This window comes from Martinezella tropici (assembly GCF_008370325.1).
Taxonomy (GTDB): domain Bacteria; phylum Pseudomonadota; class Alphaproteobacteria; order Rhizobiales; family Rhizobiaceae; genus Rhizobium; species Rhizobium tropici_B.
This window is the reverse complement of record NZ_VNIP01000003.1, coordinates 225,696-247,012: the sequence shown is the minus strand read 5'-3', so window position 1 is coordinate 247,012 and position 21,317 is coordinate 225,696. Positions and strand designations below refer to the sequence as shown.

Annotated in this window: 23 protein-coding genes; 13 read left to right on the top strand and 10 right to left on the bottom strand. The window is 60.3% G+C overall.

The annotated features are described in order from the left end of the window. Positions 1-218 precede the first annotated feature (218 nt). Both recX and FP026_RS04055 read left to right on the top strand, forming a co-directional pair. A complete protein-coding gene (recX, locus tag FP026_RS04060) occupies positions 219-755 on the top strand; it encodes a recombination regulator RecX (RefSeq protein ID WP_149633342.1) in 537 nt (178 codons plus the stop codon). Between the two features lie 99 nt (positions 756-854). Then, positions 855-1,433, top strand: a complete 579-nt coding sequence (locus FP026_RS04055; RefSeq protein ID WP_246665252.1) for a DUF922 domain-containing Zn-dependent protease — start codon at positions 855-857, stop codon at positions 1,431-1,433. Between the two features lie 51 nt (positions 1,434-1,484). On the opposite strand, the gene FP026_RS04050 is transcribed toward FP026_RS04055, so the two are convergent. Genes FP026_RS04050 through FP026_RS04030 form a run of 5 tightly spaced genes read right to left on the bottom strand, consistent with a single transcriptional unit; the run spans position 1,485 to position 6,761 of the window. Further along, a complete protein-coding gene (locus tag FP026_RS04050; protein WP_149633340.1) occupies positions 1,485-2,210 on the bottom strand; it encodes a ribonuclease activity regulator RraA in 726 nt (241 codons plus the stop codon). Positions 2,211-2,228: 18 nt separating this feature from the next. After that, on the bottom strand, positions 2,229-3,965 hold the full coding sequence (araD, locus tag FP026_RS04045; RefSeq protein WP_149633339.1) for an L-arabinonate dehydratase: 1,737 nt from the start codon (positions 3,963-3,965) through the stop codon (positions 2,229-2,231). 55 nt (positions 3,966-4,020) lie between these two features. Then, positions 4,021-4,884 carry an ABC transporter permease gene (locus FP026_RS04040; protein WP_149633338.1) on the bottom strand — a complete coding sequence of 288 codons (864 nt, stop codon included), beginning with the start codon at positions 4,882-4,884 and terminating at the stop codon, positions 4,021-4,023. A gap of 3 nt (positions 4,885-4,887) precedes the next feature. Further along, on the bottom strand, positions 4,888-5,703 hold the full coding sequence (locus FP026_RS04035) for an ABC transporter ATP-binding protein (RefSeq protein WP_149633337.1): 816 nt from the start codon (positions 5,701-5,703) through the stop codon (positions 4,888-4,890). 53 nt (positions 5,704-5,756) lie between these two features. Then, positions 5,757-6,761, bottom strand: a complete 1,005-nt coding sequence (locus tag FP026_RS04030; RefSeq protein WP_149633336.1) for an ABC transporter substrate-binding protein — start codon at positions 6,759-6,761, stop codon at positions 5,757-5,759. Positions 6,762-6,890: 129 nt separating this feature from the next. On the opposite strand from FP026_RS04030, the gene FP026_RS04025 reads away from it, so the two are divergent. Next, a complete protein-coding gene (locus FP026_RS04025; protein WP_149633335.1) occupies positions 6,891-7,583 on the top strand; it encodes a GntR family transcriptional regulator in 693 nt (230 codons plus the stop codon). Between the two features lie 152 nt (positions 7,584-7,735). Here the strand turns inward: FP026_RS04025 and FP026_RS30105 are convergent, their stop codons facing one another. Then, a complete protein-coding gene (locus FP026_RS30105; RefSeq protein WP_188112486.1) occupies positions 7,736-8,044 on the bottom strand; it encodes a hypothetical protein in 309 nt (102 codons plus the stop codon). Positions 8,045-8,180: 136 nt separating this feature from the next. On the opposite strand from FP026_RS30105, the gene FP026_RS04015 reads away from it, so the two are divergent. From FP026_RS04015 to nadC, 4 genes are all read left to right on the top strand, one after another. Continuing rightward, positions 8,181-9,083, top strand: a complete 903-nt coding sequence (locus FP026_RS04015) for an NUDIX hydrolase (RefSeq protein ID WP_149633333.1) — start codon at positions 8,181-8,183, stop codon at positions 9,081-9,083. Positions 9,084-9,152: 69 nt separating this feature from the next. Further along, a complete protein-coding gene (nadA, locus tag FP026_RS04010; RefSeq protein WP_149633332.1) occupies positions 9,153-10,124 on the top strand; it encodes a quinolinate synthase NadA in 972 nt (323 codons plus the stop codon). Continuing rightward, on the top strand, positions 10,121-11,662 hold the full coding sequence (locus FP026_RS04005) for an L-aspartate oxidase (protein WP_149633331.1): 1,542 nt from the start codon (positions 10,121-10,123) through the stop codon (positions 11,660-11,662). The genes nadA and FP026_RS04005 overlap by 4 nt, the downstream gene beginning before the upstream one ends. Before the next feature lies 1 nt (position 11,663). Continuing rightward, entirely contained in the window at positions 11,664-12,521 is an 858-nt protein-coding gene (nadC, locus tag FP026_RS04000; RefSeq protein ID WP_149633330.1) for a carboxylating nicotinate-nucleotide diphosphorylase, read from the top strand. Positions 12,522-12,594: 73 nt separating this feature from the next. Here the strand turns inward: nadC and FP026_RS03995 are convergent, their stop codons facing one another. The 4 genes from FP026_RS03995 to FP026_RS03980 all read right to left on the bottom strand — a co-directional run bounded on the left by FP026_RS03995 (position 12,595) and on the right by FP026_RS03980 (position 15,136). After that, on the bottom strand, positions 12,595-13,008 hold the full coding sequence (locus FP026_RS03995) for a type II toxin-antitoxin system VapC family toxin (protein WP_149633329.1): 414 nt from the start codon (positions 13,006-13,008) through the stop codon (positions 12,595-12,597). Beyond that, on the bottom strand, positions 13,005-13,277 hold the full coding sequence (locus tag FP026_RS03990; protein WP_149633328.1) for a type II toxin-antitoxin system VapB family antitoxin: 273 nt from the start codon (positions 13,275-13,277) through the stop codon (positions 13,005-13,007). Before FP026_RS03990 ends, FP026_RS03995 begins: the two co-directional genes overlap by 4 nt. 120 nt (positions 13,278-13,397) lie before the next feature. After that, positions 13,398-14,174: an SDR family oxidoreductase gene (locus FP026_RS03985; protein ID WP_149633327.1), complete on the bottom strand. Its 777-nt coding sequence runs from the start codon at positions 14,172-14,174 to the stop codon at positions 13,398-13,400. 101 nt (positions 14,175-14,275) lie between these two features. Continuing rightward, a complete protein-coding gene (locus tag FP026_RS03980; protein WP_149633326.1) occupies positions 14,276-15,136 on the bottom strand; it encodes a MurR/RpiR family transcriptional regulator in 861 nt (286 codons plus the stop codon). A 228-nt stretch (positions 15,137-15,364) separates the two neighbouring features. On the opposite strand from FP026_RS03980, the gene murA reads away from it, so the two are divergent. From murA to FP026_RS03950, 6 genes are all read left to right on the top strand, one after another. After that, positions 15,365-16,621, top strand: coding sequence for a UDP-N-acetylglucosamine 1-carboxyvinyltransferase (murA, locus tag FP026_RS03975; protein ID WP_149633325.1), 1,257 nt, complete (start codon positions 15,365-15,367; stop codon positions 16,619-16,621). After that, positions 16,618-17,517, top strand: a complete 900-nt coding sequence (locus FP026_RS03970) for an N-acetylglucosamine kinase (protein ID WP_149633324.1) — start codon at positions 16,618-16,620, stop codon at positions 17,515-17,517. The genes murA and FP026_RS03970 overlap by 4 nt, the downstream gene beginning before the upstream one ends. A 96-nt stretch (positions 17,518-17,613) precedes the next feature. Further along, positions 17,614-17,865: a type II toxin-antitoxin system Phd/YefM family antitoxin gene (locus tag FP026_RS03965; RefSeq protein ID WP_092706393.1), complete on the top strand. Its 252-nt coding sequence runs from the start codon at positions 17,614-17,616 to the stop codon at positions 17,863-17,865. After that, a complete protein-coding gene (locus tag FP026_RS03960; protein ID WP_149633323.1) occupies positions 17,862-18,311 on the top strand; it encodes a type II toxin-antitoxin system VapC family toxin in 450 nt (149 codons plus the stop codon). Before FP026_RS03965 ends, FP026_RS03960 begins: the two co-directional genes overlap by 4 nt. A gap of 403 nt (positions 18,312-18,714) precedes the next feature. Continuing rightward, entirely contained in the window at positions 18,715-19,638 is a 924-nt protein-coding gene (murQ, locus tag FP026_RS03955; protein ID WP_149633322.1) for an N-acetylmuramic acid 6-phosphate etherase, read from the top strand. Between the two features lie 156 nt (positions 19,639-19,794). Continuing rightward, positions 19,795-21,240 carry an ABC transporter substrate-binding protein gene (locus FP026_RS03950; protein WP_246665251.1) on the top strand — a complete coding sequence of 482 codons (1,446 nt, stop codon included), beginning with the start codon at positions 19,795-19,797 and terminating at the stop codon, positions 21,238-21,240. Positions 21,241-21,317 lie beyond the last annotated feature (77 nt).

Below are 21,317 nucleotides of genomic sequence, written 5' to 3'. Positions count from 1 at the left end.
AGCGGTCGGGAGAGCCGCAGGCTCCGTGATCCATAGCAATGTGATGCTTGAGACGGCCTCCACCGTCGATGGGGTTCGACGCTCGGCGTTTCAACGCCGTGGCCGCAGAGACACCATAGCCAATCATCCCATGATTACCAAGCGCATTCGTTGCCTGGTTGGCCCTGCTCGCGTAAAATTCTCCGTGATGATTCCTCTCTTCTCGAATGGCCCTTTTCATGGATGAAGCGCCGACAAGCCGCATGCTCTCCTGGGCACGCAACTCCACCATCTATCGCCTCGAACGTCGCATGATGACCGAGAAGCAGCTGTTCGATGCGATTTCCAAGAAGGCGAAGCAGAAATTTGAGGATATCGGCGACGTGCAGATTAAGGCGCTTGCCGATTTTGCCGTCAAATTCGCCTATGAGCTGAAGGTCCTCGATGACGTCGCCTATGCCGAGATCAGCACGCGTTCGGCAGTTCGGTCCGGCAAGTCGAAGAAAGCCATTGCCTTCAAGCTCGCTGCCAAGGGCATAGATGGTGAAACGGTCGTCGCGGCGGTGGAAGAGGTCGATGATCTCCATTCCGCCGTCATCTTTGCCCGGAAGCGTGGCTTCGGTCCCTTCCGGCGCGGTGACCTCGACGAGAAACGCAAGGCGAAGGAACTATCCGCTTTCGCCCGCAATGGCTTCAGCTTCGCGATCGGCAAGAGGGTTTTCGATATGGAGCGAGAGGATGCCGAAGACCTGTTGCAGTCGACCTCGGCCGTTTGACACGGCCCGCATTGTCATGGTTGATCGCGCCGGTTAGTTTGCCGCGCTCGCGTGTGGCTAGGCATGGGGATCTCGGTGAAATCAGATATTGCGTTGCGTATGCTGGCGGTGGGCATCGCCTTTTATCCTTTTGCAGCACAGGCGGATTGGCAGCCGGTTGAGATCGTCAAGACCTATGCGATTGCCGGAACAACCGGGGCCGAACTTTACGATTCGATCGGCGAGCGAGGCCCGTTACTTGGCCCTAAGGTGAGGGCGATCGCCCATACCGATTTCAAACTCACCTGGACGCGGAAATACGAGCCGCAGCCGGATGGCGCCTGCATGATCACGGTCAACATACCGAAGCTGATGATCACCTACACCTTGCCGAAACCCTCGGCGCAACTGTCCGCTTCGACCCGCAAAAGCTGGCAGAAATTCATCGCCGGCGTCGAGGCGCATGAGCGTGTGCATGGTGGGTTCATCAAGGATATGGTCAAGGAGATCGAAGCTATAAGCGTCGGCTTTTCCGTGCCGGATGACTCGAAATGCAGCAAGATCCGCGTCGAACTCACAAAGCGGCTCGGTGAGATTTCCAGCAAAGAGCGGCAGAAAAACAGCGATTTCGACAAGGTCGAATTCAGCGACGGCGGCAATCTCCAGCAGCTCGTACTGAAGCTGGTCAGAGAAGAATAGCTGTGAGAAACGCAGCCAGTCATACGGACTGGCTGCGCCTGACAGATGGCCTCAGCGGCCCTTCCGCTTCCGCCATTCGGCGAATTTGAGCTTCGGAGCGTCGCTGGTCGCCGGATAGAGGCCGATGATGGTCGCGCCGTTCATGACCTCTTCGGTGACGAAATCCTCGTAAGCCGTCATCTCCACGGTCTCATTGGCGATTTCATCGGCGAGATGGGCGGGGATGACGATGACGCCCTCATTATCGCCGACGAGAACGTCGCCGGGGAAAACCGCCACGTCACCGCAACCGATCGGGCCGTTGATTTCGATCGCCTGATGCAGTGTCAGGTTAGTCGGTGCGGACGGGCGGTGATGATAGGAGGGGATATCGAGAGCGGCGATTTCCGGGCTGTCGCGGAAACCGCCGTCGGTGACGACGCCGGCCACACCACGCACCTGGAGCCGCGAGACGAGGATGGAACCTGCCGAGGCAGCGCGCGCATCCTTGCGGCTATCCATGACAAGCACGAAACCCGGCGGGCATTGCTCGACGGCGGCGCGCTGCGGATGCTCGGGGTTGCGGAAGACTTCGAGCGTGTTCAAGTCTTCGCGTGCCGGAATATAGCGAAGCGTAAAGGCCTGGCCGACCATGTTCGCCTTCTTTGACGAGAGCGGCCGCACATCCTGAATGAACTGGTTGCGCAGGCCGCGCTTGAAAAGCGCGGTGGCGATCGTCGGTGTTGCGACGCCCATCAGCTTGTTACGCGTCTCGCTACTCAAAACGTAATTGCTCATGCGATATATCCCTCGTGATCAATAGATGTCGGGCTCGCCCGGCGTCGGGCCGAAGCTGGTTTCCAGGAAGTCGAAATCGCAGCCGGTGTCTGCCTGGGCGACATGGCGCGAGAACATCCAGCCAAAGCCGCGGCCGTATTTTTCCGCCGGCTTGACCCAGGCGTCGCGCCGGCGCTGCAGCTCATCCTCGTCGACAAGCATGTCGATGCGTCGCGCTGCAAGATCGAGGCGGACGATATCGCCATTGCGTAGCAGCGCCAGTGGGCCGCCGACGTGGGATTCCGGCGAGACGTGCAGAATGCAGGCGCCGTAGCTGGTGCCGCTCATGCGGGCGTCGGAAAGGCGAAGCATATCCCTGTGGCCCTTCTTCAGAAGTGCTTTCGGGATCGGCAGCATCCCCCATTCGGGCATGCCCGGGCCGCCCTGCGGGCCGGCGCCACGCAGCACCATGACGTGATCGGGCGTGATGTCGAGATCCTCGTTGTCGACAGCCGCCTTCATTTCCGGATAGCTGTCGAAGACGAGCGCCGGTCCCTGGTGCTTGTGAAAGCGCGGATCGCAGGCGGCGGGCTTGATAACGGCACCGGTCGGCGCGAGATTACCCTTCAGTACCGCAAGCGACCCCTCGTGATAGACCGGATTGTCGAGCGAACGGATCACGTCGTCATTGTAGCATTTCGCCCCCTCCAGCGTTTCGCCTAGGGTGACGCCGGATACGGTCAGCGCCGAGAGGTCGAGCTTCGAAGAGAGCTTCGCCATCAAGGCGCGCAGGCCGCCGGCATAGTAGAAATCCTCCATCAGATAGGTCTTGCCGGTCGGCCTGATATTGGCGAGCACCGGCGTCGTGCGCCCGGCCTTGTCGAGATCGTCAAGCGAGAGATTGACGCCGGCGCGGCGTGCCATTGCGATCAGATGCACGACGGCATTGGTGGAACAGCCCGTCGCCATGGCGACAGCGACCGCATTGTTGACGGCGGCAGCCGTGATGATCTTCTCCGGCCGCAAGTCTTCCCAAACCATCTCGACGATCCGCCGGCCGACGGCCGAGGACATGCGGATATGGTTGGCGTCGGGGGCGGGGATCGAGCTGGCACCGGGCAGTGTGAGGCCTAGCGCCTCGGCGATTGCCGTCATGGTACTCGCTGTACCCATGGTCATGCAGTGGCCGTAGGAACGCGCGATGCCGGCCTCGACATCGACCCATTCCTTCTCCGAAATGGTACCGGCGCGGCGCTCGTCCCAGAATTTCCAGGCGTCGGAGCCCGAACCCAGATATTCGCCGCGATAATTGCCGCGCAGCATCGGGCCGGCGGGCAGGTAGATCATCGGCAATCCCATGGAAAGGGCGCCCATGACGAGGCCCGGCGTGGTCTTGTCGCAGCCGCCCATCAGCACGGCCCCATCGACGGGATGCGAGCGCAGCAGTTCCTCAGCTTCCATCGCCAGCATATTGCGATAGAGCATGGTCGTCGGCTTCACATAGCTTTCCGACAACGAAAGCGCAGGCAGTTCGAGCGGGAAACCGCCAGCCTGCAGGACGCCGCGTTTGACGTCCTCGACGCGGTGCTTGAAATGCGCATGACACGGGTTGGCGTCGGACCAGGTGTTGAGGATGGCGATGACGGGCTTGCCCGTCCATTCCTCGGGTGCATAGCCCATCTGCATGGTGCGTGAACGGTGTCCCGAGCTTCTAAGATCATCCGGCGCAAACCATCTGGCGCTGCGCAAGTCCTGGGGCTTCTTCCTGCTGTTCATTGTATTTGCGCCTTGTATCCGAATGTTGGCCGAAAGGATAAGTCCGTGCGCCGCATCATTCCTTCATGCCCCATTTTAGCAGGGTGCGCCGCTCGATCGTCTGGAAGACGAGGTTTTCGACAATAAGGCCGATGACGATGACTGTCAGCAGGCCGGCAAAGACGGAGGGGATGTCGAGAAGATTGCGGTTTTCGAAGATGAACCAGCCGAGACCGCCTTGGCCGGAGGAGACGCCGAAGACAAGCTCGGCGGCAATCAAGGTGCGCCAGGAGAAGGCCCAGCCGATCTTCAACCCCGTGAGGATCGACGGGAAGGCGGCGGGGATCAGGATGCGGAAGACATAGGAAAATCCCGTCAGCCCATAATTGGCGCCGACCATGCGCAAGGTGCGAGAGACGCCGAGAAAGCCCGCATGTGTATTGAGCGCGACGGCCCAGAGGACCGAATGTATGAGCACGAAGACGAGGCTTGCCGGCCCCAGCCCGAACCAGATCAGGGCGAGTGGCAGCAGCGAGATTGCCGGCAGCGGATTGAACATCGCCGTCATGGTCTCGAGAAAATCGGTGCCGATGCGGGTATTGATCGCAACGACCGTCAGCACGGCAGCAAGAACCGTTCCCGAGATGTAACCCGTCACCAGTATCTTCAGCGTGGTCCAAATGCGCGCCGGGAGAACGCCGTCGACAAAGCGATCGTAAAGCGCGGTCAGCGTGTCGCTGAGCGTCGGGAACAGCAGCGGATTGTCGAGATGCCGGGCATAGGCCTCCCAGATGATGGCAAGGACGACGATCAGCAACGACTTGCGGAAGAGGGTCGATTGCCAGAGGAGCTCGATCGTGCCGAGCTTCTGTTCGACGGCGGCAATATGGCCCGCCGCTTCGCTCGGTGCGGGGGCTAGGATAATCTGCGGTGCGCTCATGGATTACTCCCTGTGCCCCTGTTCGGCAAACAGCATGTGATGAATTTCCTGCTCCAGTTTGGCGGCGGCCGCCGGATCGTCGCGGACGGCTTCCACGTCGCGCACCTCGGCCTTGACGCGGCCGGGATGCGGCGACAGCAGCAGGATGCGGTTGGAGATCTTGATCGCCTCGGCGATCGAATGGGTGACGAAGATGACGGTGAAACGGATATCTTCCCAGAGCTGCAGGAGCTCGTCCTGCATCTGCCGGCGCGTCAGCGCATCGAGTGCTGCGAAGGGCTCGTCCATCAAGAGAATATCGGGCTGCATCGCCATCCCGCGGGCAATCGCAACACGCTGTTTCATGCCGCCTGACAGCATATGCGGATAGGTGTCGACCGCACGGGTGAGCTTGACCTTCTCGATATAGTCGCGGGCGATGGCCTCGGCTTCGCCGCGCGGCAGGCGGCGGGCCGTCGTCAGCGGGAACATCACGTTTTCCAGAACCGTCTTCCAGGGCAGCAACTGGTCGAATTCCTGGAAGACCATCATGCGATCGGCGCCAGGTTTCTTGACGGTTTGCCCCTTGATTTCGATACGGCCCGTCGTCGGCGTCATATAGCCGCCGATGGCCTTCAGCAGCGTCGATTTTCCGCAGCCAGAGGGGCCGAGGAGGACGAAGCGGTCTGACTGGGCCACCGAGAAGCTAACGTTTTCCGTCGCGGTGATCAGCAGGTTCGGCGTCTTGTAGCGAAGCGTTACCCTGTCGACATTCAAGAGCGGTTTTGCGGTCATCTTTTCCGTCACCGCCACGTCGGCGTGCGTTTTTGCCTGAAGCATGGGCCTTCTCCGAAGGATGGGCTTGAAGGCGGCATTCGCGCCGCCTGGGCGCGTCAATTGCCGTTGAGATCGGCGGCTTCCGGCAGGTAGTAGTCGGTCCAGGCCTTGGGCATGGTCTTCAATGTGCCGATCTTGTAGAGGTGGGCCGCAAACTTCATGGTTCCCTGCGGATCCATGCGGAACTCCATCATGTGCGGCTCATTCAGGATCGCCATGAGATCCTCGACGCTGGTCTTGTCACCGCTGACGGTCTTGTAGGCTTCCACGGCCGATTTTTGATCCTTCTTGATGAGATCGATGGCCTCAGCCGTCGCCTCACGCACGGCCTTGATGATGGTCGGGTTGGCGCTTGCGAATTGGGTGGTGGTGAAGAAGGTGCCCTGGGTCAATTCGCCGCCGATGATGTCGCGGGAATCGATGACCTTGTGAACGCCCTGCTGCTTCAGTTCGAGATATTGAAAGGGCGGAGCGGAGAAGTGGTTCTTGACCTCATGGGTCTGGTTGGCGAGCGCCGCCATCGCGTCAGGGTGGCCAAGCTGCACCGTATTGGCATCGAATTTGTGCACCTGGTCGTCGCCATACATTTGCGCGGCGGCCATCTGCAGCAGGATCGCCTGCGTCGAGACGCCGACGGTTGGCACGGCGATCTTGTCGCCAGATTGAATATCCTTCAGCGACTGGATGCGCGGGTCGCGCGAAACCATGATGACGGGCTGAGCCGAATTGGTGACGATGCCCTTGACCTTGCCTCGGGTGCGGTCCCAAAGCAGCAGCAGATTGCCGGTGCCGGTGTTGACGATGTCGACGTTGCCTGACAGTAGCGCGTCGGTCTGCGCGCCGCCGCCGCTGAAGGTACGCCATTCTACCTTGAGGCCCTGCAGGCCATCGGCGGCCGCGTGCTTCTCGATCAGCTTCTGTGTCTCCATGACGTGGCTCGCCAGATAGAGAATACCGGGTTGCCGCGTGATCGAAATATCCGTCTTTTCGGCAGCATTGGCCGAAAGGCTGCCGGCAATCACCATGCCGACTGCAGTCAGACAGCGAAGAAATCCTCTCATTAGCTCCTTCCATGGATCCAACTCTGAGACATTGAAGTTGGCTTCATCGAACTAAAGCACTAATGTATCAGTGCATCAAGCCTTCATTTGTGTTTAATGAGCAGGTTCTCGTGATCAGAAAGGCCGCCAGTGAAGCTCAATCCGAAGGAATTCGCTCTTGATCGTTCCCGTCAGGTCGCGCCGCAGATCCTGGAAATCCTAAGGTCGCGCATCCTTTCCATGAGCCTGCCGCCGACCACGGTCCTGTCGCGCATCTCGCTGCAAAGCGAATTCAATGTCAGCCAGACACCAGTGCGCGATGCTCTGATCCGGCTCGAGGAGGAAGGGCTGGTCGAAGTCTATCCGCAATATGCGACCGTCGTTTCGCGGATCGATGTCCGCAACGCCATCGAGGCGCATTTCCTGCGATTGTCGATCGAGCTTGAAGCCGTTCGACGGCTGACGCTGGATTCACCCGATGAAACGGCCGCGGCTTTGGAGACCGTTCTGGTCCGTCAGAAGCATGTCATGTCTCCCGAGACCTACGATCTCTTCGATTCGCTCGACAAGGATTTTCATCGGGTGCTTTACGAGAGAGCGGATATCCTCGGCCTCTGGTCGACCGTCCGGCGCCAGGGGGTGCATATCGACCGGCTGCGCATGCTGAACCTGCCGATGCCTGGCAAGCTGGAGCAGATCATCGTCGATCATCAGGCAGTCGTCGACGCTGTCCGTTCCGCCGATGCGGAGGCCGCCGTCGCCGCCCTGCGCAAGCACCTCTCCGGCACCTTGTCGATCATCGATCTGATTTGTGAACAATATCCGGATTATGTGAGCCGCTAGACTTATTCTGTTGGATTTGGTCGGTTGGATTGCCTGTGGCACAAGCGAAGGATCAATGCTGCCGTCAATTGTTGAGCCACTGATACCGGCTGGCTGCTAGAACTCGTCCGGCGCAGCATGACAATGATGATCTGAGGATGTAGATTTCCAATTCACCACTCAAGGAGGTTGCGTTGGAAGCGCCCAATACCCTTGTCATCGATCTCCTGGTTTTCTTGAAAGCTGGTCCCCGACCTTATCATGAAGTTATGGATGCGTGGCGGACGAGTTGTCCTCGCTTGCCCATATGGGAGGATGCAGTGGATCTTGGCCTTGTTGAACGGGAACAAGGTTTTGTCGTCCTTACTGAGGCGGGAAGAAATCTGCTGCCGTCGCAGTCGTAAAGATCGCAATTCCTGATAACCGGCTTGATGCGCTTCGCCTTGTGGATATGCAGCGTCGCCGGCGAGGTCGCGCTGCACTCCCGATCGGCATGTTCCAAATAGAGTATTTCACCCTGTCGGGCCGGTGTGAGATGTGGAGCGCCCAAGTGCCCGCATTGGCTTGTACCTTACTTCATGCGACAAGGTTCACAGGCAAACAAATCATGGAGTTCGCTTGACCATCGGGCTAGCGCATGCCGAGCTGATCGCGGTTCTGACGGCTGTCACGGGCAGCGATCCAAGGGTGATGACGGTGCGGTCGGGTGATGCCTTGCCGTCCGGTCCGTTCGAGCTCGGGCATCGCACGCTGCAGAGCGGATTGCGCGAATGGGTTCAGGACCAGACGGCCCACCCTGTCGGCTATCTGGAGCAGCTCTATACGTTTGCCGATCGCGATCGAAACAACGAAATTCTCGGCGGGCGCACGATTTCCATCAGCTATCTGGGGCTGGTGCGCGAGCAGGCGGCCCCCGGCGGTGGCATGCCGGGCTGGCATGGCTGGTACGAATATCTTCCTTGGGAGGATCATCGAGATGGCCGGCCGCCGATCCTCGACGATATTGCCGCCCGCCTGACTACCTGGATCGAGGAGGACGCGATGCGCAGCGGCCAGCGCCGACGCCGCGCTGACTTCGACTTCGGACTGAATGGTGCGGCATGGAACGAAGATCTTGTTCTGCAGCGCTATGAACTGCTCTACGAAGCACGTCTTGTCTCCGAGGCGGGCTGCGATCTCAAGCATAATTTCGGCAGATCGATGTTTGCCGATCACCGTCGCATCCTTGCGACCGGCATGGCGCGGCTGCGGGCCAAGATCAAATATCGCCCGGTCGTGTTCGAGCTGATGCCGGAGAATTTTACGCTGCTGCAATTGCAGAAAACGGTGGAGGCGCTCGCAGGCCTGACACTGCATAAGCAGAATTTCCGCCGGCTGATCGAACAGCAGGAGTTGGTGGAAGAGACCGGCGGCACCGAAAGTGAGACCGGCGGCCGCCCCGCCAAGCTCTTCCGCTTCCGCCGCGCCGTGCTTGAAGAACGCGAACTCGCCGGAACGAAATTACCGCTCTCCCGCAATTGACATATGCTCAGCTTGAGAATATCTATTTGCGCATAATATGCTCAAAGTGAGTATAATAAGGAGCCGGTCATGAATCTTCCCGTATCCGCATCCTCCCTCTACGATCGTGTCAGCCGCGTCATCCCGAAAGCCGAATGGCTGACGTTCCAGGATGACGTCGAGGCGATCCTTGAATTGAAGCGACGCCGCAACGCCGTCATTCTCGCGCACAACTACCAGACGCCGGAAATCTTCCACGGGGTCGCCGATATCGTCGGCGACAGTCTCGCGCTCGCTCGCAAGGCTGTGGAGGTCGATGCCGACATCATCGTCCTCGCCGGCGTGCATTTCATGGCAGAGACGGCCAAGTTGCTGAACCCGGAAAAGACGGTTCTGATCCCGGACATGGAGGCCGGCTGTTCGCTGGCGGAATCGATCACGCCCGAGGATATCGCTTTGCTGCGTGAGGCCCATCCGGGCGTTCCGGTCGTCACCTATGTCAATACGTCGGCAGCCGTGAAGGCGGCGTCTGATATCTGCTGCACTTCGGGCAATGCCCGGCAGGTGGTGGAATCGCTCGGCGTGCCGAAGGTGCTGATGCTTCCGGATGAATATCTGGCACGCAACGTCGCGCGCGAAACCAATGTCGAGCTCATTGCCTGGCATGGGCACTGCGAGGTTCACGAACTCTTCACGGCAGACGATATCCGCCAGCTTCGCGAGAATTATCCTGGCGTAACCGTGCTTGCGCATCCGGAATGCCCACCCGATGTCGTCGCAGCAGCGGATTTTGCGGGCTCGACCGCCGTGATGTCCGATTATGTCGGCAAAAAGCGTCCGTCGCGCGTCGTTCTCCTGACTGAATGTTCGATGAGCGACAATGTCGCCGTGCATCATCCGGACGTCGAATTCATCCGCCCCTGCAATCTCTGCCCGCACATGAAACGCATCACCCTTGGCAATATCCGCAAGGCTTTGGAAGAAGGGCGTCATGAGGTGACGATCGACCCGGCGATTGCCGCAGACGCCCGTCGGGCGGTTGAAAGGATGCTGGCGATATGAGCGAGATCCTCGAAGAGCTAAGCGGCCGCATCGTTATCGTCGGCAGCGGCCTTGCCGGATTGATGACGGCGCTGACGCTGGCGCCCGAGCCGACCGTGATCGTCACGCGCGCCCTGATCGGCGCGGAGACCTCAAGCGCCTGGGCGCAGGGCGGTATCGCCGCCAGTATCGGCAAGGGCGATAGTGCAGCCCTGCATCTCGCCGACACGCTCGTCGCCGGCGACGGGCTCTGCGACGCGAAGGTGGCGGCAAGAATCGTTGCGGAAGCTCCAGCGGCGATCGCCGCGCTGGAGCGGGCGGGTGTCGAATTCGATCGCGATGATGCCGGAGAATTGTCTTTAGGCCTTGAAGCCGCACATTCACTTCGGCGTATCGTGCATTCCAAGGGCGACGGTTCGGGTGCCGCCATTGTCCGCGCGCTTGCCGAGGCGGTCGCCCGCACGCCGTCGATCACGGTGCTCGAGGGCTATCAGGCGCAGCGGCTGTTGCTGGATGGGGATCGCGTCGCCGGCCTTCTGTGCCTGACCGACAAGGGCAATGTCGTCTTGCCGTCCTCTCGTATCGTCCTTGCCACGGGCGGCATTGGCGGACTCTTCGATGCCACGACCAATCCGGTCGGCAATTTCGGACAGGGGATTGCGCTTGCGGCACGGGCCGGGGCACGGCTTGCCGATATGGAGTTCGTGCAATTTCATCCGACGGCGCTCGATAGCCGCCGCCGCCCCCTGGCGCTCGTCAGTGAAGCGGTTCGCGGCGAAGGCGCGCTCCTCGTCAATGAAAGCGGCGAGCGCTTCATGGCAGGCGTTGAGGGTGCCGAGCTTGCGCCGCGGGATGTCGTCGCACGCGCCATCAGCGCGGAAATCGCCCGAGGCGGCCGGGTTTTCCTCGATGCACGATATGCGCTGGGCAACCGTTTCGCCGCGCGCTTTCCAGTCATCGAGGCTCTTTGCCATGAGGCAGGCGTCGATCCGGCGAGCGACCTTATCCCGGTGCGTCCGGCCGTTCACTATCATATGGGCGGCGTGGCGACCGACGAGAGCGGTCGCAGTTCGGTTCCCGGCCTATCGGTGGTGGGCGAGGCAGCTTCCACCGGCCTGCACGGCGCGAACCGCCTTGCCAGCAACTCCCTGCTGGAGGCTGCGGTCATGGGCATGCGGGCGGCGCGCGATATTGCCGGCACGGATGCAAGCCCCGCAAGATTGCAGAACCGACTTCCCGAGACATTCGCGCCAGACCTGACGCTCGTCCGGCCGATCGTGTCGCGGCATCTCGGCGTGCTGCGCAATGCCGGCGCCATCCATGGCGCGATCGCGGCACTCCTGCCGCTTTGCGAGAACGAAAGCACGGCAACCGATCCGGCGTTGGTGGCCTTGCTGATCGCCGTCTTCGCGAGCCTCAGGATGGAATCGCGCGGCGCCCATGCGCGCACGGATTTTCCGCTGAAACTGCAACATGCGCAGCGCCGCATGATGTATCTCACTGATGCCCTGGATATAGCCAGGTCCGTCCTCCCCTATTCGATGGCAAGGAGTGCCTGATATGACGCTTGCTCCCCTCCCGCGCCTGATCGTCGAGCCGCCGGTGCGCAATGCATTGGTCGAAGATCTCGGCCTTGCCGGCGACGTCACATCCACTGCCGTCATCCCGGCGGAACATCGGTCCCGCGTTGCTATGGTCACCCGCCAGCCCGGCGTGGTTGCAGGTCTCGATGCCTCCGAACTGGCCTTCCAGCTGGTGGATCCTGCTATCGCCATGACCCGTCACGTGCCCGACGGTACGAAGGTCGAAGCAGGCGACGTCATCGCGACAATCGAGGGACCATCCCGCGCTCTGCTGACGGCGGAGCGCACCGCGCTCAATTTCCTCGGCCATCTCTCAGGCATTGCCTCCGTGACCGGCGGTATCGTCGAGGCAATCGCCGGCACGATGGCTTCGATCGTCTGCACGCGTAAGACGACGCCGGGTCTCAGGGCTCTGGAAAAATACGCGGTGCGCGCCGGCGGCGGCATGAACCATCGCTTCGCGCTCTATGACGCCGTGTTGATCAAGGACAATCACGTCGCCATTGCCGGTGGCATCACTGAAGCCATCCGCCGCGCCAAGGTGGGAGTGGGTCATATGGTCAAGATCGAGGTCGAGGTGGATACGCTGGAGCAGCTTCGCGAAGCGATGCAGGAGGGTGTCGACGCCGTGCTGCTGGACAATATGACCTTGGATCAACTGCGCGAGGCGGTCGATATCGTCGGCGGCCGGGCCATTACCGAAGCGTCGGGCCGCATTACGCCGGCAACGGCTGCCGCAATCGCCGCCTCCGGCGTCGATCTCATCTCCGTCGGCTGGCTGACGCATAGCGCGCCGACGCTCGATATCGGACTGGACTGGAAGGCGGTGGTCTGAGGCAGGGCGAGGTTCCGCATTTTGGAACGCCGGGAACGCAAGGTTACCGGCCCTCCAGCTTCCAGTTGGTCATTTACTTCGTCAATGCGGATTGCACATCGGTCAACGCAAAATCATCTCCGACATAGAGCAGAGGGGCTGAATGTCGTTTGGCAAGGGCATAGGCAAAGCAATCACCGAAATTCAGGCCGCCTCGCGTACCAAAATCCTTGCCGTATTCCACACGAGCCTTCATTGCGGCACGCGCGAGGTTTTCGTCTATCGAGGCAATCTCGATGCGGAACTCGGTTAAAAACTCGTCCAGATCGGCAATCGCTTCGCGCCGGTTTCCCTCTTTGACCCTGCCCGCCATGACCGTGCCGGCTTCGACGTAATTCACAGCCGATATGAGACGAAGACTATCGGTCTGAAGGGCCACCATGCAGTCGGAGGCTTCTGCCTCCTCGAACATGATCGCAATGATGGCAGACGCATCAACGATCATCATCGGCGGAAATCGAGTTCTTCAGCTGTGTCGCCGACCGCTTCATCCCATTCCTGTTTCGTGACGGGTCGGCGGTCGTAGCGGTCAGCGCGCCCGCGAACGAAAGCTTTCATGCGGGCAATATAGTCGCCCTGCGCTTCCTGCTCGGCACGCAGCCGCTCAAGCCGCTCGCGCATGGCCTGGGTAATGGCGTCGGTCATGGTTTCGCCGGTCAGTCGGGACAATTCCCGCGCCAACCGATCTGCTTCTTCGGTCTTGATGCTCAACGCCATGGTCGCTATCTTTCTAGATGGGTAATCTAGATAGCATGCCTACATCGCTTCTTCAATGGAAAAGGGTCTCGATCAAGTTGAGTCTGGTCATTCTGATGCGACCAAGCCGCTACTCAGCTTTCACACCACGACCGGCACCTGCGCGCCGTCCATGCTGATCACGACGCCGGTGACGTAGCTCGCCTTGCCCGAGCTCAGAAAAGCAACGACATTGGCGATATCGGTCGGGCTTGCCATGCGGCCGATTGGGATGCGCTTCAGCGCATCGGCTAGCGCTTCCTTCTCGGTCGAGTCCGAAGCCTTCGCCGCCGCCTTCAGGCCCTCGGCGACGCGATCGGTTTCGGTGAGGCCTGGATTGAGGCCGACGACGCGCACACCCTTGCCGGCATAGGCATTGGCAAGCCCGACGCTTGCGAGCATCAGGGCGGCATTGGCCGATCCTCCGGCCAAGTGGACGGGGGAGGCGATCTTGCCGCCATTGCCGATGATATTGATGATGGCGCCCGTTCCGCGTGTGCCCATGCGCTTGATGACGGGATCGATCACATTGATGTAGGAAAAGTATTTCGCATCCATCGCAGCCCGCCAGATGGCAGGGGTCAACTCGTCCGCCGGCGTGCGCGCCGCGGCACCTGCGCTATTGACGAGGATATCGATCGGGCCCACGTCGGACTCGACCTTATTCACCATGGCAAGTGCCTGCTCGTCGGAGATCAGGTCGGCGGTATAGCCATACGCGCCGGGAAGCCTCGAGAGTGCCGCATCGATATTGGATTGCGAGCGCGAACAGATCGCAACGCGGGCGCCTTCCCGCAGGAAGAGTTCAGCACAGGCATAGCCGATGCCCTTCGAGCCGCCCGTGATCAGAACGACCTTATCCTTGAGGCCAAGGTCCATGGAATGTCTCCGGAATGATTTGCTTGGATCGCCAAGCTACGTCCCGAAATCACCACCGTACAGGGTCGCGGTCGTCACAGCTTGGTTACCGGAGCGCGATCTTATGAAAGACGCTTGGCCTTCAGCACTGAAACGGCCGTTTCGCTATTATGGACATAGTCGTTGGCGTCGGGCTGGCGCTGCACCAGTAGAATGAACAGCAGGTCGGTCAGCATCAGCTGTGCATCGCGGGCGGTGATTGCCGACGAGCGGACACGATCCTCGTCGCCGACGGTGTGCAGGCAGATATCGGCGACACGAGCAAGCGGATTGTCCTGTAGCCCGGTAACGGCAACGACGGTTGCCTGGCGCTGGCTTGCCAGCTCGGCGATCCGCAGCGTCTCGATGCTGGCGCCGGAGTAGGAAAGCGCAAAAAGCAGGTCGTCCGGACCCAATGTCGACGCATTGGCCATCTGCACATGGCTGTCGCTGTCGTGAAGCACGTTGCGTCCGAGCTTCATCAACTTGTAGGAAAAGTCGCGTGCGACCAGCGACGACGCGCCGACGCCAGCAAGATGGATGCGCCGGGCATCATGAAGCGCTTCGAGTGCTTTTTCGATGTCGGCTTCGTTGTTGACCGAGATGGTCTGCTGCATGGCCTGCATCTTGCTGCCCAGCAGCTTCTGCAGGATCGTGAGATAGCCATCGCCCACTTCGATCGTGCCGTGGATCATGCCGGCTGGCGCCTGCCATTCCTGCGCCTTGGCCTCGCTGACGGCAAGCTTCATTTCCTGATAGCCGGCATAGCCGAGCTTCTGGCTGAACTTAACGACGCTCGATTGGCTGCGGCCGGTTTCTGCCGCGAGAGCAGCGGAGGAGAGGCGCAGCATCTGGTCGGGATTGTCGATGATGAATTGCCCGATCTGGCGATCGGCGGGGGCCATGCTTTCCAGCTGTGCGCTGATTTTCTTTAAGATCGACATTTGTCCCTTCGAGCCATCGAGGCCGCTTCACCCTTCGACGCGAAGCATGCTGAAAATAACATCCGGTTCAACGTCGGCAACCTTGCTTCGCGCGATCAGACATTATCACAGCAAATTGGAATAAAAAATTCCAATTCCCGTTGACAGTATGGAATGGTCGAATAATCTTTGAGAGGAACAGGCGAGGGACCTTTGTGTCCTTGTCTATTTCCTGGACGGATATTCATCATGGACAGACTTCGCATCTCCGGCGGCAGACGGTTGCAGGGCGCGGTGACCATTGCCGGCGCCAAGAACGCCGCTTTGCCGCAGATCGCCGCAGCGCTTTTGAGCCCATATCCGCTCGAACTGACGAACCTGCCCTCGGTCAGCGATGTCGAGAACATGCTCGATGTCATTGCCCTGCACGGTGCCAGGGTTGAGCGCGGGCCGCATGGCACGACGATCGATGCGAATAACATCGTCTCGAAGGAGACGTCCTACGATACCGTCAGGCGTATGCGGGCGACCGTGTTGGTGCTTGCGCCGTTGCTTGCCCGTTTCGGCCATGCGCGTGTTTCGCTTCCCGGCGGCTGCGCCATCGGGGCGCGGCCCGTCGATATGCACATCAAGGCGCTATCGAGCCTCGGTGCCGATATCGCGATCGAAAGCGGCCTGATCGTCGCTTCGGCTTTAAATGGGCTGAAGGGCGCGCGGATCGTTCTGAGTTCGCCATCCGTCGGCGCGACGGAAACGGCGATGATGGCCGCCTGCGCGGCCAAGGGCGAAACCGAGATCCTGAATGCCGCCCGCGAGCCGGAGGTCGCGGATTTAGCGGCGTGCCTCAGCGCCATGGGTGCGCGCATCGAAGGCGCAGGCACGCATCGCATCCTCATCGATGGCGACACCGACTGGCATCCCGCCAGGCATCATGGCATTCCCGACCGTATCGAGGCGGGCACCTATGCCGTGGCGGCTGCAATTACCGGCGGCCAGCTCGAGCTCATTCATGCCCGGCTGGAAAATCTGGCCTCCGTCGTCCAGGCGCTTGAGGCCATGGGCGTCAGCGTCTGGCCGAGCGATCGCGGTCTCGTCGTCTCTCGAGGCGGCCCGCTCAAGGGAGCCGATATCACCACCGAACCCTATCCCGGCTTTCCGACGGACCTGCAGGCGCAGTTCATGGCTCTCGCCTGCTGCGCCGAGGGTGCCTCGCTGATCCGCGAGACGGTCTTCGAAAACCGCTTCATGCACGTGCCGGAATTGACGCGGCTCGGTGCCAAAATCACGCTGCAGGGCACGACGGCTTTGGTGCGTGGTGGAGCACCGCTCAAGGGCGCCCAGGTGATGGCGACGGACCTTCGAGCCTCCGTGTCGCTGGTTCTCGCTGCCCTCGTGTCCAAGGGCGAAACCATCGTCAACCGCGTCTATCATCTCGACCGCGGCTACGAGCAGCTCGATCGCAAATTGCGCCTCTGCGGCGCCGATATCGAACGGCTGACGTCATGACCGCCGTACCGGAAAACGCTCCTTATTTTCTCGGCATCGATGGCGGCGGCACCGGTTGCCGGGCGCGTATAGAGGATGCGGAGGGCACGGTTCTGGGGCAGGGGTTATCAGGCCCGGCAACGACCCGGCTCGGGATCCCTGAAGCGTGGGCATCGATCTCGCGTGCTTTCGATGCCGCCATCGAGGAGGCGCGGCTCGGCGCTCCTGATATCGGGCGTATCCATGCCGGCGTCGGATTGGCGGGGATCGGCCGCAAGGGCGCCCTTGCTGCCCTCAAGGCGATAGACCATCCCTTTGCCAGCATCGATTTCATCAGCGACGGCGAGGGGGCCTGCCTCGGTGCCCATTCCGGCCGCGATGGCGCGATCGTGATCGCCGGGACGGGCTCCATTGGCCTGGGTCTTGTGGAGGGGCGGCAGTTGCGGGTCGGCGGCTACGGTTTTCCGATCTCGGATGAAGGCAGCGGCGCCTATCTCGGATTGAAGGCGGTGCAGCTTGCGCTGCGTGCCCATGATGGCCGCGAACAGAAGACGGCGCTGCTGGCCGAAATCATGCAGCGTTTCCAGAACGATCCGATGGAGGCGGTCGCCTGGATGGACCGGGCATCGGCCACAGATTATGCGGCTCTTGCGCCGATGGTCCTGCGCCATGCCGATCAGGGCGATGCCGTCGCACGGCGGATCGTGCAGAGTGCTGCCGGCCATATCGATACGCTGGTTCGCACTCTGTTCGAAAAGGGGGCGCCGCGCGTCTGCCTGCTCGGCGGTCTCGCAAGCCCGCTCGAGCCCTGGCTTGCGCCCGATGTGCGCCGCCGCCTGAAGCCGATCGACGGCGATGCGGTCTCCGGCGCGATCATTCTGGCAAGAAGGGCAATTTGCAGGCCTCGAATTGAATGACGACGGGATGCAATAAACGTCTTCCTCTTTTCGCTTGATTTCATCGACGGCAAACCCTATTTTGACTATATATGGTCATTTTAGATGGGGGCTGTAATGTCGACAATTAGTGTGGCGGAGGCAAAGGCAGGCTTTGCCAATCTGGTCGATGAGGCAGCCAACGGCGACTTTGTCACCATCACGCGGCACGGGAAGCCCGCTGCCGTGCTTGTGTCAGTCGAAGCGGCCGAGGCCGCAAAGAAGGCTTTGGAGAAACCAAGACCGAATTTCGGGGATTTCCTGCTCACCTTTCCCGGTGGCGTCGATCTGGATCGAAACTCCTCAAAAATGAGGGACGTTGATCTGTGACGGGGTACCTGCTCGATACGAATATTATCAGCAGGTTGGCGCCGGATAAGGTGCCGCCGTCCGATGCCCTCCGGATCTGGTTCCACAGTCAGGGCGAAGCCAATACACTCTTTCTGTCGGCCATGTCTGTCTCGGAGATCGAAAAGGGAATACGCTCCCTTCATCGTCGTGGCGGGACTGAGCGAGCCAAGCGCCTTTCTAACTGGCTCGACCTCATCACGGACAGTTTTAGTGATCGTATCTTACCCATGGATGCGGTTGTCGCGCGGATTGCCGGCGCTCTGGAAGACGACGCCCTAAGCAAGGGCCACAATCCTGGCCTCGGCGACATTATCATTGCAGCGACGGCGCGGGCTTATAACCTGACCGTCATTACCGAGAACTTACGGCATTTTCAGCCGCTCGACGTATCGGTTGATCTTCCGGCGGTTTTCAGATCGGAATGATCGCTACCTCTGCATTGAATAGAAATTAGCAATCAGCGCGATGATGGTGACATCTACGATTCAGCTGACGATCTGGAACCGCAGCACTAGCTGGCGCCGTTGGTAAATTGCGCCTACCGCTGCGTACTGTTTTCGCGTGACCGAAGAGGCAAATTTACGCGCCAAGAATGGAATATTTTATTCCTTAATGGATTGACGTAAGGAATAATTGGACATAGTGTTAACCAAGGTAAACAGGGAATGGACGAGGGAACGAAGCCGGAAAGGCCGTCCTCAGTCCCCGGCTGACTTCGGTCGTCCGTCTTGCTGAAAACCAATCCTTGCCGCGGTGTGCCCGATATCCATCTGATCGGGCTCACCATGCTGACTTATTGATATCGAAGCGTTATTTCGCGAGCAGGCCATGACAGAGCAGAAGTTGATCTCCGAACTGGAGCAGTTGGTTTCCGAAGGGCGCAATCCGAATACGATGCATATCGATCTGTTGCCGACCTTCGATATCCTGCGTGAAATCAACTATGAAGATCAGACGGTGCCGGTCGCCGTCGAAAAGGTGATCCCGGCGATCGCCGCCGCCGTCAATCAGATCGTTGTCGCCTTCCAGAAGGGCGGACGATTGATCTATATGGGTGCAGGCACCAGTGGCCGGCTCGGCGTTCTCGACGCATCCGAATGCCCGCCGACCTTCAGCGTGCCGCCGGACATGGTCATTGGATTGATTGCAGGCGGCCCGGATGCGCTACGGCGCTCGATCGAGGGGGCGGAGGACGATCCGGCGCAGGGGCGCCAGGCGCTGGAAGAGATCAATCTGACCAAGGATGACGTCGTCGTCGGCATCGCCGTCAGTGGCCGCACGCCCTATGTCATCGGTGGCTTGAACTACGCCAAAAGCATCGGTGCCTTCACGGTGGCGCTCTCCTGCAATCCGAATTCCATCATCGCCGGCATTGCCGATCTGGCGATCTCGCCGGTCGTCGGTCCGGAAATCCTGACCGGCTCGACACGGCTGAAGTCCGGTACTGCGCAGAAACTCATTCTCAACATGCTGACGACGGCAAGCATGATCCGTATCGGCAAGAGCTATCAGAACCTGATGGTCGACGTCAGCGCCAGCAACAAGAAGCTGGTGGCGCGCGCTTCGCGCATCGTCATGCAGGCGACCGGCTGCACGCAGCAGGAAGCGCGCCGTGTGCTCGATCTCACCGGCAACGACGTCAAGCTTGCCATTCTCATGGAAATTACCGGGATGGGCATTGAAGAAGCCCGCACGGCATTGCAAAACGCTGATGGATTCCTGCGCAAGGCCATCAACGCCAGGACTGCTTGAGACAACCATCGCGGCATGCCGCGATGGCAATCAATGGGCCAAAATCGGCCGGGGACATTTAAAAAATTTGGAGGACTGAAAGTGGAAGGGAATTTTGGAAAGAAGCTGATTTCGGGAGTGGCGCTGGCCGTGGGGATCGGCCTGGCGACGGCTGCTATGCCGGTCGAGGCTGCAACGCTGCGCATGGCATGGTCGCAGGACGCAACGGGTCTCGATCCGCATAAGCAGACGGCCTTTTCCTCCATCCGCCTGCTGGAATTGATCTACGAGCCGCTGGTTCGCCTAGACGGCAATCTGCAGATCGTGCCCGGTGTCGCCGAAAGCTGGCAGTTCTCGCCCGACGGCAAGCAATTGACCTTCAAGCTCAATGCCAAGGCCAAGTTCCAGAATGGCGCGCCGGTGACCTCGGCTGACGTCAAGGCATCCTTCCAGCGCATTCTCGATCAGGCGACCGCCGCTGTCGCCCGTGCCAACTTCCTGTCGATCGCAAGCATCGACACGCCCGATGCCAACACCGTCGTCTTCAACCTGTCGCTGCCCGACGTTCCCCTTCTGACGGCCATGACGAGCCTCAATGCGGCGGTGGTTCCAGCAAGCGAAATCACCGCCGGCACCATCGGCACGAAGGCGATTGGTTCCGGTCCGTTCAAGCTTGACAGCTGGGTTCCGAATTCCAAGGAAGTCCTGAGCGCCAACAAGGATTGGGCAGGCGGCGCTGTCGGCGTCGACGGCATCAATATCAGCGTGCTGCCGGATGAAACCGCGATCCTTGCATCGCTGCGCACCGGTCAGATCGATTTCGCGCTTCTGAACGATCCGCTCGTCGCAACGCTGGTGCCGAAAGAGCCGAAGCTGCAGCTCACCCGTACGCCGGTGCTCTCCTACAACGTCCTGCAGCTCAATCCGTCGCGCAAACCGATGGATCAGCTCGCCGTGCGCCAGGCGATCTCCTGCGCCATCGACCGCAAGGACGTGATGGACACGGCCGCTCTCGGCGAAGGCAAGGTGACCGGGCCGCTGACGATGCCGCTTTATGCCACAGATCCCAGCAAGCTCTTCTGCTATACCCGCGATGTCGCCAAGGCGAAGAAGCTGATGGCCGATGCCGGCTTTGCCAACGGCTTTTCGGCGACCGTGATCGCCGCAACCGGCGAACCGCCGACCGCGACCGCCGAAGCGCAGGTCATTCAGTCGCAGCTCGCCGAAATCGGCATCAAGCTCGATATCAAGGTGATGGAACTCAACGTCTATGTCGACACTTGGCTCAAGGGCAATTTCGACATGGCCGTTGCGCTCAATGGCGGCAGTGCTGACCCCTATTCGATGTATAACCGCTACTGGACGAAATCAGGCAACCTGCAGAAGGTCGCCAACTATATCGACGATACGCTCGACAGCCTGATGCAGAAGGGCCGCGCCGAAACCGATCCGGCCAAGCGCAAGGAAATCTTCGTTGAATTCGAAAAGCATCTTGTCGAGGTCTCGCCCTGGATCTGGCTCTACACGGCCTACGGCTACACCGCCGCGCAGAAGAACGTCGAGGGCTTCGTGCCGACGCCGACCGGCTCGTTGTTTGGCCTCAGCAAAGTCTCGATCAAGTAACGGGAGTCGAGTTTTAGAGCGTTTCGGTTTTTAAATGGAAATGCTCTATCTCTTTGTTTTCACGCAATTCCAGACGC